The organism is Paractinoplanes deccanensis (assembly GCF_016862115.1).
Lineage (GTDB): Bacteria > Actinomycetota > Actinomycetes > Mycobacteriales > Micromonosporaceae > Actinoplanes > Actinoplanes deccanensis.
Map to the genome: position 1 here is coordinate 149433 of NZ_BOMI01000037.1, position 15944 is coordinate 165376.

At 66.2% G+C, this 15944-nt stretch carries 14 protein-coding genes; 6 read left to right on the forward strand and 8 right to left on the reverse strand.

The annotated features are described in order from the left end of the window. Positions 1–190: 190 nt before the first annotated feature. The 5 genes from Ade02nite_RS11770 to Ade02nite_RS11790 all read right to left on the reverse strand — a co-directional run bounded on the left by Ade02nite_RS11770 (position 191) and on the right by Ade02nite_RS11790 (position 5636). On the reverse strand, positions 191–802 hold the full coding sequence (locus Ade02nite_RS11770) for a GNAT family N-acetyltransferase (protein WP_203761623.1): 612 nt from the start codon (positions 800–802) through the stop codon (positions 191–193). A 155-nt stretch (positions 803–957) separates the two neighbouring features. After that, a complete protein-coding gene (locus Ade02nite_RS11775) occupies positions 958–1590 on the reverse strand; it encodes a GNAT family N-acetyltransferase (protein WP_203761624.1) in 633 nt (210 codons plus the stop codon). Then, positions 1587–3095 carry an APC family permease gene (locus tag Ade02nite_RS11780; protein WP_239168695.1) on the reverse strand — a complete coding sequence of 503 codons (1509 nt, stop codon included), beginning with the start codon at positions 3093–3095 and terminating at the stop codon, positions 1587–1589. The genes Ade02nite_RS11775 and Ade02nite_RS11780 overlap by 4 nt, the downstream gene beginning before the upstream one ends. A 91-nt stretch (positions 3096–3186) precedes the next feature. Continuing rightward, positions 3187–3807, reverse strand: coding sequence for a GOLPH3/VPS74 family protein (locus Ade02nite_RS11785; protein WP_203761626.1), 621 nt, complete (start codon positions 3805–3807; stop codon positions 3187–3189). A 1031-nt stretch (positions 3808–4838) separates the two neighbouring features. Then, positions 4839–5636, reverse strand: a complete 798-nt coding sequence (locus Ade02nite_RS11790; RefSeq protein ID WP_203761627.1) for a hypothetical protein — start codon at positions 5634–5636, stop codon at positions 4839–4841. 485 nt (positions 5637–6121) lie between these two features. Between Ade02nite_RS11790 and Ade02nite_RS11795 the strand changes: the two genes are divergently transcribed. Continuing rightward, positions 6122–7447 carry a helix-turn-helix domain-containing protein gene (locus Ade02nite_RS11795; RefSeq protein ID WP_203761628.1) on the forward strand — a complete coding sequence of 442 codons (1326 nt, stop codon included), beginning with the start codon at positions 6122–6124 and terminating at the stop codon, positions 7445–7447. Positions 7448–7449: 2 nt separating this feature from the next. Next, positions 7450–8001 carry a GNAT family N-acetyltransferase gene (locus Ade02nite_RS11800; RefSeq protein ID WP_203761629.1) on the forward strand — a complete coding sequence of 184 codons (552 nt, stop codon included), beginning with the start codon at positions 7450–7452 and terminating at the stop codon, positions 7999–8001. Positions 8002–9132: 1131 nt separating this feature from the next. Here the strand turns inward: Ade02nite_RS11800 and Ade02nite_RS11805 are convergent. The 3 genes from Ade02nite_RS11805 to Ade02nite_RS11815 all read right to left on the reverse strand — a co-directional run bounded on the left by Ade02nite_RS11805 (position 9133) and on the right by Ade02nite_RS11815 (position 11987). Then, on the reverse strand, positions 9133–9933 hold the full coding sequence (locus Ade02nite_RS11805; RefSeq protein ID WP_203761630.1) for a hypothetical protein: 801 nt from the start codon (positions 9931–9933) through the stop codon (positions 9133–9135). 125 nt (positions 9934–10058) lie between these two features. Next, entirely contained in the window at positions 10059–10544 is a 486-nt protein-coding gene (locus Ade02nite_RS11810) for an SLOG cluster 4 domain-containing protein (RefSeq protein WP_203761631.1), read from the reverse strand. A 30-nt stretch (positions 10545–10574) separates the two neighbouring features. Next, complete coding sequence (locus Ade02nite_RS11815; protein WP_203761632.1) at positions 10575–11987, reverse strand: NsdA family TPR-like regulatory protein; 1413 nt, start codon at positions 11985–11987, stop codon at positions 10575–10577. Between the two features lie 355 nt (positions 11988–12342). Between Ade02nite_RS11815 and Ade02nite_RS11820 the strand changes: the two genes are divergently transcribed. The 4 genes from Ade02nite_RS11820 to Ade02nite_RS11835 all read left to right on the forward strand — a co-directional run bounded on the left by Ade02nite_RS11820 (position 12343) and on the right by Ade02nite_RS11835 (position 15936). After that, a complete protein-coding gene (locus tag Ade02nite_RS11820) occupies positions 12343–12948 on the forward strand; it encodes a helix-turn-helix domain-containing protein (protein WP_203761633.1) in 606 nt (201 codons plus the stop codon). 68 nt (positions 12949–13016) lie between these two features. Then, on the forward strand, positions 13017–13886 hold the full coding sequence (locus Ade02nite_RS11825) for a helix-turn-helix domain-containing protein (RefSeq protein ID WP_203761634.1): 870 nt from the start codon (positions 13017–13019) through the stop codon (positions 13884–13886). 391 nt (positions 13887–14277) lie between these two features. Further along, the gene (fxlM, locus tag Ade02nite_RS11830; RefSeq protein WP_239168696.1) at positions 14278–15663 is read left to right on the forward strand and encodes a methyltransferase, FxLD system; all 1386 of its coding nucleotides are present in this window, start codon (positions 14278–14280) and stop codon (positions 15661–15663) included. 75 nt (positions 15664–15738) lie between these two features. After that, the gene (locus Ade02nite_RS11835) at positions 15739–15936 is read left to right on the forward strand and encodes an FxLD family lanthipeptide (RefSeq protein ID WP_239168697.1); all 198 of its coding nucleotides are present in this window, start codon (positions 15739–15741) and stop codon (positions 15934–15936) included. Positions 15937–15944 lie beyond the last annotated feature (8 nt).

The window sequence follows — 15944 nt, forward strand, 5'->3', positions numbered from 1 at the left end:
ACCTCGACCGGGTGCCGCTTGCCACGCATGATCGCTCTCCGATGAGTGTTTGTTTCGCTGGCTAGGAGGAGGGAGGGGCACACCACCGCGGTGCAGGCCACCACGCCCGCAGCGGTGTGCCCACTCGTCCGGCTCGGGTCCTCGGGGGCCCCTTCGTCCACGGGGTAGACCCGGCCGGGGTCGGGACGGCTCACCTGCGGGAATGCCGCCACATCTGGTACAGCGGAGGCCCTCCGCTGCCGGGCACGTAGAGATCGATGGGGTCATAGCCGTGCCGGGCGAACAGGAGGCTGTCGGCGTTGGTAGTGGCTTCGACGAAGGCGTGGCGGCCCTTCCTATCGAGCAGGCGGTGGTGGTGGTCAAGCAGTTGGCTGCCGAGTCCCTGACGGCGTGAGCCCGGCTGGACGGCAAGGTAGGCGAGGTGGTCGTGCCGGCCGGACGGGTGATGTGCGGCGCGGGTCTTGGCGAGTTCGACGAAGCGGCCCAGGTGCTCGCCGGTTGCTTCGGCCAAGCGGGACTTGAAGCCGGGAATGCGGGGGCCTTGCGTGCCGTCGAGTCGGTACCAGATCGCGGCGGCTTGACCTGCGCCGATGACGTCGACCTGTGCGTGAACCATCGCGTGCGGGACGATGATCCGGAAGAACCGGTGCAGCACCTGGTGTCGGGCGTGTTCGTCGCTGATCAACCAAGGGCCATGAATGCTGTAGGTAAAGGCGGTAGCCATGAGCTTGATCACCGGTTCGAGGTCGCGGGCGGCGGCCTGACGAACTGCCATTTCGCGTGTGCCAGTGCTGTCGGTCATGGGTTCCTCTTCGGCGTTGCCGCGCAGTCAGGGACGAGTCGATCAGGGTGTGGGGGTGGAGGGCGCGCCGGAGCAAGCACAGCGCGCCCTCCATTCCGGCCCGGCTCAGAAACCGGGACAGGGGGCTGCCGGGCCGGAGACTGTGGGAGGAGTTGCTAGTCCCGGAGCCCTGGAAGCCACATCGGGTACAGCAGCGGCCCGCGAGGGCCGACCTGGTACGGAGTCAGCAACGTGTAGCCGTGCCGCTCGTACAGACGGCGGTTCCGATCGCCGGTGGCTTCCAGATAAGCGGGCCGTCCGGCCGTGTCGGGATGCTTGTGACGGTGATCGAGGAGACGACTGCCGAGGCCCTTGTTCTGCAATGCGGGTTGGACGGCCAGGTATGCGAGGTAGTCGTGCTCTCGGCCGGCCGGATGGTGCCGGTGCATCGCCTCGTCCAGCGCCAGGAAGCGTGGGAGCCATTTGCCGACAGCGTTGACCAGCCGGATGTCATAGTCGGGCAGGTCGAACCTCAGGCCCTGTTGCCCCACTCGGTGCCAGATCGCCGCGGCGGCTGGCATCGCGGCTTCGTCTTCCATGATCAGGTCGACGTCGGCGCAGCCCAGGGCGTGCTCAGCGAAGATCTCGAAGTACGGCCAGTACCGGCTGGCGCGGTCGGCGATGTCGGGGACCAGGTACGGGGCGAGATCGCCGTGGAAGAACGCGGCCACTAGCAGCATCGTCAGGTGGTGCTGGTCGTCGGCGCGGGCGCGGCGGATGACCGGCAGGGGTTGTTGGGCGAGGGTCATCGGGCGCTCCGAAGCTCGGCGATGGCGCCGCCCTGCCCGATCCGCGCATAAACGGTGGGCTTCGCCAGCTTCAGGACCAGGGCGACGACCACACCGAGCAGCGCGAAGATCAGGATGGCGGACGGGAAGTACCAGCGCAGGCGGTCGCCCGCGTCGACTCCGAGCAGGAGGTGGAAGTTTGCGACCGTCTGCCAGAGGATGAGGCTGAGCAGCCCTCCAGCGACGATCGGGCACAGCACGCCCCGCCAGACACTGACGCGACGCGGTCTCGTGCGATCGATTCCAGCCCATGCGGGCGTGCCGCGGCTCGTATCGTGCGAGTCGGCTCGGCGGCGGGTCCGCTGCCGGATGAAGTAACCCAACATCGCGAATGAGGTCAACACCATCAACGTGAGCACGCCCAGGCCCGCCGAGGCGGTGATCCAGAAGAACAGCTGGGCATAGGGATCCCAGCCCGCGATCGTGTACAGGTAGATGACCGCGAATCCGATGAGTGTTTGCAGCAGCGACGCCGCCACCGGCGCCTGGGTCTTCTGCCAGGCGCGGCCGAACGCGGCGGGCAGGATCCCGTCACGGCCGAGCGCGTACGCGTACCGGTTCGACGTGTTGTGGAATGACAACGCCGCCGCGAACAGGCTGGTGACGAAGAAGATGTGCCCGGCGATGATGACGAACGCGGGCAGGTAGTCAGCGGCGAGGTTGAAGATCAGCGACGTGCTTTCCTCGCCAGCGCGCGCGACGATGTTGTCAGGTCCAGTGCGAACAGTCACAGCCCAGGCGCAGAAGCCGTAGAGCAACCCGATCGTGAGGAGCGCGGCGAACGTCGCGATGGGGATGGTCCGGCGGGGGTCTCGGGCTTCCTCGGCGAGAACGGTGGTGTTCTCAAATCCGACGAACCCGGCGATGGCGATGGTCGCCAACACTCCTGCGCTGCTGGCGAACAATGAACTCGGGGACAGGGTGGCGAAGCTGACGGTACCGCCCGCCGGGTGAGTGACGTGTACGGCGGCGAGGATCAGCGCGATGGCGATCTCCGCGATCAGCAAGGCGCCGAGCAGCTTGGCACTGAAGTCGATCCGGAGCAGGCCGAAGGTGCCGACGACGAGCCACGCGGCGAAGGCGCACCAATACCAGTCGGTGTCCCAGCCGAATTGGCTTTCGAGGAAGTTCGACGCCTCATAGCCGATGCCGCCGTAGAGGCCGACCTGCATGGCGTTGTACGACAGGAGCGCAACGAACGCGGTCATCGACCCGGCCACCCGGCCGAGTCCGGCGGTGACATACATGTAGAACGCGCCTGCATTCGGGATCTGCCGGGCCATCGCCACATACGGCAGCGCGAAGATGCCCAGGACGACAGCGACCGCGACGTAGGCGATCGGTACGCCACGCTGCCCGGAGATGGCCCAGGCTCCGGTAGCGCCGCCGGCGATGACGGTCAGTGGGGCAGCCGCCGCAAGGACTTGCACGAGAACGGCCCAGACACCAAGGCGGTTCTTGGCCAACCCGCTTTGGACGTTACTGAGGGGTGGAGCTAGGGCTGTCACGGGGACTCCAGGAGAAGTGAGGAGTTGTGCTGCGAAATCCGTGGCGAGCTCAGGCCAGCTGCCCGGTCTTGGCGTTGACCATTCGCTCGAGTACGTCCAGCAGCACGACGTCGTATGGCTCCTCCAGCTGCGCCGCTACTTGCTGCATCGCTGATTCGTAGGTGCCCGGCGGGGCCGCGAGCAGCACGTCGTGCAGCAGTCCGGAGGCGTGGCACAGTCCCACGAGGATGGCGTCGGTGTGCGACAGGGCACGTCCCGTGCAGCACTGATCTGACAGGCGCGCTCGCGGCCACGCGGCGTCGGTGCGTCGGGCCGGTTCGTAGACGTTGACCTTGCCCGTGAGACGCCGCCGATGGCTGACGGTGATCTCGTTGGCACGGCACAGGCGGTCCGCTACTTCCTCCTCGGCGGTGTCGGCGAGGAAGGCGATCCATTCCTTAAGGGCCAGGGACGGACGCTGCCCGAGAATCGTGTCGAGGACTTTGTGTCCTAGCGCGTCGCGAGGCACTGTCCCGCGCTGCCGGGCATCGTAAGTCGGTTCCACGATCTCGTCGTCGAGTTCGAACCAGGGACCGAGTTCGGCGAGCAGCGCGGCGGCGAGTGCCTTGCCGGCCAGGTCGGAATGCGCACGCAGAGTGCCGGTGCGATCGTCGAGCATGATGTAGAACAACTGATCAGCTAGAGGCGTCACTGGCATCGTGCACGCCGACGGCGGGTCCTGATGTGCTGGCACATCGTCGGCGAAGCTAGCGTCGTCGGCTGCCTGCGGATGCGCTGGCCACGCTGGTACCTGCAAGGGCGCCTGGTATGGAGATGGCGGCAAGTCCGGTCGGTGGGCTGGCGGCGCCTGCCATGCTGGCTCCGAAGCGGTGTCCGGATAGCCGGGTCCAGGGGTCGGCGCCGGTGGGACGCCGTAGCTGAGCGGCTGACCGTCGGCGTAGACGCGACCGGGCGGCGCAACGAATGGACGTGTATCCGGGGCGACAGCTGCGTGCCGGGGGCCGCTGCGGCCATCGCCGGGGAGGCGTCCCGGCTCTTGTCGCGGATGCGTCATGGCCGCCAGCACCTTCCTAGCTCTCCGGTGCGCCTTGGGCCGCCGGTATCGGTCGTGAACTGATGGGTGGTAGGGGAAGGGCCGGACGCGGCGGCGGTGACAGGGGAGAACGCGCGGCGCCCGGCCCTCCAGCGCGGCCCGGCCGATCGGGTATCCCGCGCAGGCGGGTCGGTCCGGGCACCGATCCCGGCCGCCGCGCCAACGAAGGCGATCGACGATAGATCCGGGCCTCTGCGGAGAGACGTGACAGCGGCCACCGTTGACACCGTGGTCAAACGCCGTGGTGTGGGAGGCCGAAGAGGGATTGCCTTCGCCGCGCTGGCGGGGCCGCTGAACGCGATGGCCCGTGTCTCGCGGCGGTCGTCGCTGTGCAGGCGGTGGCCTGGTTGACCGGGCGGCTGGCGGCCTGTGACGAAGCGGGCGGCTCCTTCATCGAACGCGTTGTCTATTGCGTCCAATGTGGACTTACGTACCGTCTTCTGAGCCATCGAAGGATCCTCAGAGTTGGATGCTGGTAGCGAGCGACGGGCAGGGGCGACGCAGCTGGCTGGCGTCGGATTGGACCGAGTGTGGCGTGGTCGAACCTCGCTGGCAGGATCGCCAGTTGCGGCCAAGCCTTGTTCCACCGTCGGGGAAAATGTGGAGGTTCATGCCGGCTGCCTCGGGGTCTGGGTGACGACGTGGGCCCCGTGCAAGTGCCTGCCGGGTTGGCAGTCGACTCGGGCGGCCAAAGCCTTCAGGGGTGCTTCCATCAGGACGGCCTCGTCAGCTACTACGGGTGAGAGCAGGTCGACGCTGTCGAGAGGCTCCATCGCACCCCCAAACAGGGCGGGTATGGGGCCGTCGATTGGCAAGGCCTTGGGCCGGCGGCAACGGTCATCCATGGCGGATTTTGCGGCGCGAAGCATCACCGCTGCGGCGGAATTGCCGGGAACCTTCTCAAACAGTCCCGCGAGCTGTTGGCGACCCTTCCCGCAGTCTGTGTGGTGATACTCGGCAATGGCCATGAGCGCGGCAGCCAGGACAAAACGGCTGAGGTTGGCCGTCGGGTCGTTGTGCGCACAGGCCCGCCGGTAGCTGTAACAGGCGTTGAGTACGGCATTGGGGTGAGGGCGCCCCTTGCTGTCGTGATAGCGCAGGTTCACGTCGGCGCTGACGGCCAGCAGGACGAGCACGCGGCCATGATCAGCTGCCGGTTGCATTTCCATAGCGCGTTCCGCTACGGCGGTGCAGTCGTCAAGAGCGACCTCAAGGTCAACGTAGGAGCTCAACTCGACCCGAAGGATGCTGAGATCCAAAATCTGTTCCGGAGCCAGACGATCGCTCTCCTGCGACAGCCGCCGATGGATCTCAGCGAGCGCGTCATTGACGCTGCGAGCGCCGGACGCCATGATGCTGCCCAACGGGCCACCGCGGCCGACCTTCGCTTGAGGCTTACTGGTCACGGCCGCGCCTCCCGACCAGCAACGCACGGCGCGCCCGGACTTCCGCCGCCTGCCTATCTCTGACCCGCCGGGCCGGATTGAGGTTCGGCTTCGCATCGGGTGCGAGCGTGGCGAGGCGGAGCTCAAGTTCCGAGTGAGACCCGGTCACGGCAACGCGTGTGGCAGCTGCCGCGACCGGGAGACTTTGGGTATGCAGGCGACTGGATGAGGGAGCGGATGTGGTCGCAACCGCCACCTCGTCCGAGCAGGCGAGCGGCGCCCGATGCTGATCATGTTCGGTCGTTGCGAGCATGTCCGTCACCTCCACGGTCCGGGTCGTTGGCAGCGTCCATCGATAAGGATTAGCCTGCTCGCGCGGTAGTTGTGCCACGCGCGTTCCGAGATCCAATGCTCACCCGTACGCTGTGCTCTACGGAAGACACTCCCCGTCCATATCGTGTCCCGGACATCCTGGACAGACGCGCACACTCGCAACGGGAGCCGACATGATCGACCGCTCAGAAACCTTCGCTGAGGCGCTGCGCCGGCTGATGAAGGAACGAGGTCACACGTTCCGGACGCTCGCGGTCGAGGTCAAAATATCGCGATCAAAATTGGCCAACATGTGCCAGCCAGGCACTCCCGTCACCGACGAGGACGCGGCCGCCTTGGATGTGGCTTTAAAGTCCGGCTTAGCCTTGGCTAATGCAGCCCGCAACGATCGTCAGCTGGCTGTGGCGGCGGTGCTGCACGGACGCAACCGCTACACCGACCTCGCCGTCTCCCTGAGCGGCGAGTTCGTAGTTCAAGGAGTGAGTGCTGTGGACCGACGAAGTTTCCTCCAAGCTGGCGTTCTTGTGCCTGCGGTCGTGCTCGAGCTCAGCCGGCTCGGGCTCAGCGACGCAATGACCGCGCGCGGCGACATCTCTGCGGCCGAGTGGGAAGAGATCGTCGCCGAGCACGGCTTCGCGTACATGACGACACCACCGAACGAACTCCTTGAACAACTGATGATTGACGTCCTCGCGATCCAGTACGCAGTCGACGGCGAGAGCGACGACAGCCTTCGAGCCCGCGACCTGCGCCGATGTGCCGCGCTGCTCGCCGCGTTGACCGCCATGACCCTGGCCAACCTCGGGCAGTTGCGTGAAGGACGACGATGGTGGCGCACCGCCCGCACGCTGGCGGACAGGTCCCAGGACCCAGCCACCCAAGCGTGGGTTTACGGGAGAGAGATCGTCCGCGCCCTGTACGAGAACCGACCCGTCGGCGCGATCATCAAGATGGTCAACAACTTCGAGGCCAGCCTGCCAGCAGTGCCCCAGGAATCGATGCTGGAGTTCGTCACCGGCAAAGCCCAGACCTTGGCCCTCGCCGGCCGCCGCGAGGAAGCCGAAGCATGCCTGCCGACGCTCGAAACGATCTGCGACGGCCTGCCAAGCTCGGTCATCGCGGACGGCGATTCGATCTTCGGATGGTCCTTGGATCGCCTCAAATTCACCCAGTCGTACGTGTACTCCTTCACCGGTGAATACCCGAAGGCAGCGGAGGCTCAGGCAGCCGCAATCGGGCTCTACGCCCCCACCTACACTCGCGGTCCAGCGCAGATCGAACTGCAACGAGCGATCTGCCTAGCGAGTGTTGGCGACTCGACCCAAGCGTCCACACACGCGCGTGCGATCATCGATGACCTAAAACCCGGCGATCGGATCCGGCCGGTCGTCGACCTGGGGTACCGGGTACTCGCCGCCATCCCACAGAAGGACCAGAACCTTCCCGAAGTCCGTGACTACCGGGAGTTTCTAGGCTTCACGAAAGAGATCGAGGTCTGAAGTTGGCACCCGGCACCACGAACCTCCAGCTCCGCCACACGGACGCCGAAGAGACACTCACCCTCCGGGACCAAATCCTCCCGGTGTACGCGTCATCGCACGCCGACCAGATGCATGACCCCTGGTTCGCACCAGAAAAGTTCTGGGAACGCCTCATCGACATCTACGCCAAGACGCGCGACTTCGACCTGGTCACAGCATGGCTCGACGGGACCGTGGTCGGATACGCGTTCGGAAGCCCCCGGGACAAGGAAGACCTGTGGCCGGCCATCCACAAGGTCTTCCCCCATATGAAGCCACACGGGCCGGTCTACATCTTCCGCGAGTTCGCCGTATCGCCGGAATTCCACCGCCGTCATATCGGCACGGCGATCCATGACGAGCTGCTGCGGGACAGGCCGGAACAGGTCGCCCACCTGCTTGTGCGGCCCGACAACGAAGCCGCCCACGCCGCGTACGGGCGCTGGGGATGGAAGTTCGTGGACAAGGTCCAGCCGTTCGAGGACTCGCCGACCTTTGATGCACTCGCGCTGGACTTGACCCAGCGGGCCTGACCCGCGCCGGTCAATGTCGGTGATCCTTGGGCGACGTTTGATGGCGCAGCGAAGGCACGACGATGGCCCCGAGGCTCGGGACTCGCGAGATGATCGGCCAGCCGCGGTTCCCTACTTTTGGCCGCCGGTCAAGAAATGAGCAAGGCCCAGCAGCAAGCCGACTGCCCCTGCGAAGGCGGCTCCGCCCGTAAGGATCGCGTTCGGGACCGTTGCACCACCGGCTTTCGCTAGGAGTCCGGCTGTTCCGGCAACCAGTGCAGCGACCAACAGCATCAGCAGCATCCAGACCCATCGTGGGGTTTCCGGCTCAGAAGAGCGCCTGACCTCTGGTTTGTGACACAGGTTGAGTTCCGGTTGGGTCGTGGTGGGTCGCTGACGTAAGCTCATTTCAGATCCGTTCTGACAGGATTGGGTCGAGGACGGCACCCGCGCCAACGGGTGCCGTCGCCATATCCGGCCAGGTCATGACAGGTACGGCGATACAGCGAGCCATCCTCGTGCACGTGCAAATGCTCGTGCATCGGTTCTTGCATCCGATGTGGATGCCAGAGCACTGTAGCGCACGAGAGCGCCATTTACCCTCCTCGCCAGGGTCACTAAGGGTGACATCTTTGCGTGACCATGCGGTCGCTGAGCGATACTCTGGCCATCGCTCCTGTTGTCCTATCCCGTCACCGCTCCCCAAGTCCGGATGGGTTTGCCCCACCCCCCAATTGGGATTCAACTAGTGGTTGATTCCTAAACGGGAGGCGGAGTAGTTTCCGGGGCAACATCACTCACAGTGATTTTTTTGATGTGACTCTCTAGTCGTATGAATCTGTTCTAGCGACAAGTCCTCTTGTTGGGAGTTCAGCCGGCAAGGAGCGCTCATAGTCCTAGGCGGCCCGAGGTTGGTCCCCATCTAGTCAGAGATCCAAGGAGGCAGGCAAGAACCCGGCGCACAGGCCGATTCGTCCGTTGCCCCCAAGGTCAGGAGCTGCTGCGCGTTGCCCAGCAGGACAGATAGCCTCGCGTTGATGGCCGCCCCTGGTCCCGGTTGGTCGTCTTCAGGCGCCCCGGCGCGGTGGCTGACGGCAGATAGAGCCTCCTGCCGTGCGAGGCGCAAGTCGATGTGTTGATGTAGGGCGGCGATCACCGATGTAGGCGGTGTCGTTCCCAGGTCTCCGCTGCTTCGGCCATCGCCTTCTTCCAGGAGACCGGCTCGGTGTTGGCGATTTCTGTCCACATTTTGGCGAGCGCCGCGGCGAAGATGTCGATCGAGCGCGGCGGCGCGTCTTGCCACGCGGGTGCCGGGGCCACGCAGGCTTCGGCTTCGTGGGGTGTGTGTCCGGCGTGGATGAGGCGCACGATGAGGCAACTCGGGTCGATGAAGGCGGCGCCGAGGGTCGGCCATGCCCAGTCGAGCAGGCAGGCGGTGGGGCCGTCGATGAGGACGTTGTCGTGGGCGTAGTCGGTGTGCAGGAGGGTGTCACCACGCAGGAGGGGCAGGTCGGCGTGGTCCATGTATGCCGCCCACCGTTTTTCGGCGCGTTTGAGCTGGGGCAGGTCGGGACACCATACGAGCGCCAGGCGGCGCACCGCGTCGACGACCTTGGGTAGGTCGGTGGAGCCCGGCGAGTAGTCGGCATGTCGGCCGGCTGCGGCGCGGAAGCCCAGCAGGCTCCAGCCGTCGATCTCGGTGTGCCACAGGAGTTCGGGTGACAGCAGGCTCACGTACGGGCTGACGGCCGCCTCGCGGTGCTGGGCGGCCGCGCGCGGATCTTCGGTTCGGAGCCCTTTGACGAACACGGAGCCGGCCCGGGTTTCGAGCAGCGCGGCGATCGAGGAGTTCTTACCGGATGGGGCTGTTGTGGCTGCATATACCGGTCCGGTGCAGGCTTCGATAGCTTGCCGGATGGGTTCGCTGAGCTGCTCCCAGTCGGTGCGCTGCATGATCTTCCTCGCGGTCGCGGATCATGAGGCCGCCTCGCCGTCGCAGAAGCTAAATCACAATATCGGGACAGCGCAGCGCGGATCGTCCCAGTATGTGATCCGCGCTCCGCTGCTAGGTACCAGCACTAAGCGCCTTGTTCGGCAGCCTTCAGCGCTTCACCGACCGCGGCCTCCGGTGTATCGACGTAGCGAATGCCCGGAACATGCTCGCCGTCCGCTTGAACGACTCGCCATCCACCCAGAGTAAAAACAGGCACGTCACCGCGACGCATTGCAAGGGCGACTTCGCTCAATGTTCCCCAAGAGCCACCGATGCTGATGACCGCGTCGGCACTCCATACGATGATCGCGTTGCGGGCCTCGCCCATATTGGTCACGATCGTCGCTGAAAGGTCAGGAGAAGCACCTTCTCTGCTGTCATTCGGGCGCACGCCGATCACCAAGCCGTTTCTTGATCTAGCACCGGCTGCCACGGCTGCCATCACCCCTACACCGCCGCCGCACACGATCACGGCACCTTGTTCCGCGAGCAATTCGCCTACGCGCCGGGCGTTAGCCTCGTCAGCTTCGGTGCAGAATCTTGGACCGCACACGGCTACCTGGATTGCCATAAAGGATGCACCCTCCACAGTTTGATCGACTTAGTTTGCCAATTCCGGCAGCTCACGCGTCGCGGTGTACGCGCAAAAAAGGTGAATCCGCTCTCTCAGTTCGGCAGCTAAAGCAGCATTGGAAAACTGCTGTCCGCTAAGCGTTCTGTCAATCGCAGACATCCGCTTAACCACGGGGAGCGTCCTGCTTTCAGCCGGAAGCGCGAAGACCGGTGTGAGGTGTTCCTGTGCCGCATGAAGATCGGTCAGTGCGAGGTGGGAAGCGACAAGATCAAGCTGTGCGGCAGCTACGAACTCGGGGCACTTGTCGACGTCGGCTTGGCCAGCAAAGAGAGCGAGTGCCTGCTCTGCCTCGGCTGCCGCTTTCCGCGCGTTGCCTCGTCCGCCGAGCGCTAGGCGGACCTCGCTGGCGTAGTAGGCGGCCTTGCCTGGGGCGAATCGGAAGACGCCACCGGGGTTGTCATCGCCAGGAATGACGTGAGACCGGGCTGCCTGTGACGTACCTAGCGCCCGCTCGGCCTCGCGGTGGTCGGCTGCTGCTGCGTATGCCCGCGCCTCCTGGCTCGCTAGCCGCAGCAAACTCGTGCCCATTGTCGCGTAGCGCTGTCCTGAGTGGGCGAGATCGGCTGCTCTTCGGTAGTCGCCGTTCCAGAAGGCGACGTTTGACTGTACCCAGCGAACGTACGAGCGAAGTTGGTCGTCCTCGGCGAGGTCTGCGCAGAGCCACGCTGTGCGCGTGTGCGTGTCGGCGGCGTAGCCCTGGCCGAGATCAGCGCATGTATGCGCCAGGAGTGCACACAGCTGGCCGGCCACCCGGTATAGGCCCGGAAGGACGGCAGGACGCTGCCTCTCGTCTAGCAGCTCGAAGACATCGGTGCGCAGCTGGGAGATGGGCCGGAACATCGTGAACGGTGGGCGTAGCAGGTAGTCACCGGCCAGCTTGCGCACGTCGGCATCAAGCTGCTCTAGGACATCTTGGTCTACGGCGCCTCGCTTCTGCCGTACGAAACGGGCAGCCTCCTCGGCGGACATCGCGATCTCCTCGCCTAACGTGCCATCGACGCTAGCGTGTTCCTCCTGGGTACGCGCTGCTTCAGACGGTACGTCGCTGGCCGGCATCGCCAGAGAGGGAGTCGGAGTCGTCACAGGTACGGCGGGTCGCTCGACGGATGTGGGCATAGCAGCGCTCCGGCCCACGGTGAACAACTGCGCGGCCGTTAGCCCCGGAAACATCGCCTCAAGGACGCGGCATGCGTCCGGGTGAGGAAGGCTCTTCACCTGCCCAGCAAGCCAGCGCGCCAACTGCGAACGGCTGGGAGCTGAACCCACTAGGTCCCGATCAAGATCGCCAGCGATGCGGTCCCACTCCTTGCAAAAGGTCGACCACTTTTGCCAGTGCCGCTCACGTAGCAGCGCCTTGAGGAGTGTCGGTTGATTGCTCACGGTGGCCGCCTTTCGGCTCACGCACGCTGTCGATGCCCACAGGGTAACGGCAATGTTGGCGCTCGCTAACACTCGCCGGTTCCGGCGACACCAGACGACATAGGAATGCGACAACCGCGCGACACGGATGCGGTGTCCGCGACTCTCGCACGGTCGAGACGCGACCGTGCGGCGATCCATTCTGTGATCGCGGGCTACAAGGCGATCAGCTGAGCGCCAAAGCGAAGTGGGTGTGGACTCGCTGTCACGTTACTGCACATGACGGCGTGCAGGTTGTAGATCATGCGCCTCCAGGCCCCGGATCACATCCTCCGCATTTTTTGATGTTGGCGGCAATCCGAGGGGTGGATGCATCGTGGCCAGGCCGGATGACACGAAGATCAAGCCGAACGATCTGTTGAGGGTGGCGCGGCTGCGGGTTCTGTCGCCGGCGGGGTCGGGCCGGCCGTTGTCGCGGGCGGAGTTGGCGGAGTTGGTCAGCGCGTGGGTGTATGAGCAGACGGGCCTGATCGATCCCTTCGACGCCAGCGACGTGGCCAAGCTTGAGCGCGGGGAAGTCCGGTGGCCGCGTAAAGTCCGCCGTCGGGCGCTGCGTCACGTGCTCGGTGCGTCCAACGATGCGCGGATCGGCTTGTTGTCGCCCTATGTGAATCGGAGCAGCGATGAGGCGTTCATGGCCAAGCATGGCCTGACGCCGCCGGATCCGGGATCTCGTGAGCTGGTGTCCGTACCCGCCACGGTGGTCACCACCAAGTCTGTTCCGACCGGGCAGGGGCCAGTGGGGAGTCCGACGGTGTCGTGCACGGTGGAGGGCACCGAGTCCGGTGGTGTGCGGATCGTGGTGAACCTGGAACCGGGGGTGCCGGGTGCTGAGCCCGCGGTGGTGGTGACCTCCGGGCCTGTGGCCGAAGTCCGCAGTCTTCCCGGTGTTCAGCCCGCGCGGCGGGAGTTGTCGGCATGAGCGCCCTCGATCCGGGGTCAGCAACCGCGTTCTTCGCCGCTGACGCGAGTCCGAGGGGCGGTGAGGTCGTGACGAAGAGCGACGTCGTACCCAACGAGCTGTTCTGGGATGCGCGAATGAGGGCTGGCCTGTCGCGTCCGGCGGTGGCGGATCTGGCTAATCAGCAGTCGGTGATGGCGACGTGTGAGCACGAGCCGCTGACGGAGAACTACATCGGCCGCATCGAGCAAGGCCGTATCGGCGGGGGCATGTGCCCGGAGCGCCGGTCCGCGCTGTGCCGCACTCTGGGCGTAGATGATCCCGCGAGCATCGGCCTAATCAGCGAGCGCAGGCGTCCTACGCGTTCGGCCGCGTGTCGTCCTCGGGCTGGCGAACCTGGGGCGGTGCCGGACGGTGAGCAGGTGCGTGAGGCCTTCCGGGTCCTCGGTGTGCGGCTGGCGGCAGCGCGTAAGGCTGAAGAGCTGACGCAGCAAAAGTTGGCCGCGAAGATCCCGTACTCCCGCAGCACCGTAGCCAATGTGGAGATGGGCCGGCATGAAATCGCCCGTGCTTTCTGGGAGCACGTGGATCCCGTTGTCCGCGCTCGCGGCGTGCTCCTGGCCGCCTACGACGAAGCGTCCGCCCTGTCGCGCCAGGTGCGCGCGCTCGAAGAACTCCGGCGTGGCGGGGCCGACAGCCCTCAGGATGCCGCCGGGTTGCCCGAGAGGGGTGCGTCGTCCGCTGGTCATCCTGCGACGTCCGGGCCTGTCGCGGCGGTGGCGGGGGCGGTGACGTTGACCGTGACTCCGACGGCGGCCGGTGGGGTGCGGATCGTGATCGAGACGGGGCCGCCGGATGATCCCGGCGCGGATGTCGGGTCGGATGGCGAGGGTGCGCGGGTTCTGCCGCTGGTGGCTCCAGCGCGACGCGGTGCCCGGCGTGGTCGGCGGCTGGCGTGAACGGCTCGTTGTGGGAACTGCGGGTCAAAACCCTGCGGTCGGCGCGGGGCGCCCGGATTCCATAGCGCTAGGTCCGAACCTATGGGGAGGCGAGTGGTGATGGTGCAAGCGTTCGGGACGCGGTTGGCGGTGCGGCCGGTGCCGCTGGCGGTGGAGTTGTCGGCGATCCAGTACGACGCGGAGCGGCGCGCGCTCGCGTGCGCGTGGCACATCGTATGCGGCGCTGGCGTGACCGACCCGAAGCTCGTCGTGAGCTGCCTGGTCCGGCTCGGGACGGCCGACCTCCCCTGTGGGTGTCGGCCCACGGCCATCGCCGCAAGCAGGCGGACACGAGGGCGGGACACGGCCGTGCTCGGCGAGCGGCTCACCCTCGACCAGGCGCTCGCCGAGCGTGTCACTCATCGGCGCTATGCCCCGGCCCCCCGATGCTCAGGATGCCGGGACGGTCATGAACTCCGTTGTTCACAACATGCATGTAATGAAGGGAACCACTGTGACTGACCCACCCGCCGAATCGCAGCGGACCGCCAGGCCCGACGGACAACCCCGCGAGGACGGCGTCAAGGACGTCGATCGCGCGGCCGAGCTACGCGCCGACCTGGTGGAAAAGCTTCGCGCTGAAGGGAAGATCGTCAGCCCCGCGGTGGAGGCGGCCTTCCGGGCGGTGGCCCGCGAGCGCTTCCTTCCCTCCGATGTGCCGCTCGAGACGGCCTACGCCTACGACGACGCGGTGGTCACCAAGCGCGACGAGCACGGGGTGGCGTTGTCCTCGGTGTCCGCGGCCTACATTCAGGCGCGGATGCTCGAACAAGCCGAACTCCGACCACGCGCGACGGTCCTGGAAATCGGCTCCGGCGGGCTGAACGCCGCGCTCATTGCGGAGATCGTCGGGCCGCAGGGCCGGGTGGTCAGCGTGGACATCGACCCGGAGGTCACCGACCGGGCGGCGAAGCTGTTGGACGAGGCGGGCTACGGCAGCCGCGTGCGAGTCCTGGTCGCCGACGCCGAGCACGGCGTGCCGAACGAGGGCCGGATCGACGCGATCATCGTGACGGTCGGCGCCTGGGACATCCCACCAGCCCTGCTGGCTCAGCTCGCCGACGAGGGAACTCTCGTGCTGCCGTTGATCATGAATGGCGTCACCCGCACGATCGGCTTCCGCCGCGAAGGTGACCATTTGGTCAGCACGTCGGTCGAGGTGGCCGGCTTCGTGCCGATGCAGGGCGCCGGCCGTCACCCGGAGCGGGTCTTCGTGCTGACCGACCCGAACGGCAAGCAGGTGAAGCTCCGATTCGACTCCGGTGTCCCGGCCGACATGAGCCCGCTCGACGCGGTGCTCGCCACCGAACGGACGGAAGCGTGGTCGGGCGTGACGATCCCGCACCGGACGTCCTTCGCCGACCTGTACCTATGGTTCGCCTGGCACCTGCCCGGGTTCTGCCTGCTGACCGTGGACGACGGCACCGAGCTAGCCAACGAGCGCGGCACCTGGTTCCCGTTCGGCGCCGTACGCGGCGGCGGGTTCGCATACCTGGCGATCCGACCCGCGATGGAGGGTGCCGGGGTGGAGTTCGGGGCTCGCGCCTACGGCCACGACCGGGAACTCGCCGCCATGGCGCTGGTAAAGCAGATTCGGGCATGGGACCGCGACGGCCGGCACGCCGAGCCGGTGTTCGGCTACTGGCCCGCAGGCACCGACGTAACCCGGATTCCCGCCGACGCCGCCGTCATGGACAAGACGCACGGCGTCGTCACGATCTCCTGGCCGGCCCCGTGAGTGAGCAGCGCGCGGCTCGCCCGCACCGGCCAGGTGGCCAACAAACCCTCCGCACCCCGTAAGGAGATGATGTCGATGGCTCCGCCGACTGCGGTCCTCGACGCACCCACCGCCCCCGAGGCCGAGGCCGTCACCGACGACGACTTCGAGCTCGACATGCGCGTGGTCGAGGCCACGACGCCGCTGGAGGTGTTCATGTGCAACACCAACGACGGCTGCGGTTCGACGTGTAGCACGAGCGCCTGCTCCACGTCCTCGTACGACCCGCGCTGACCGCGCAA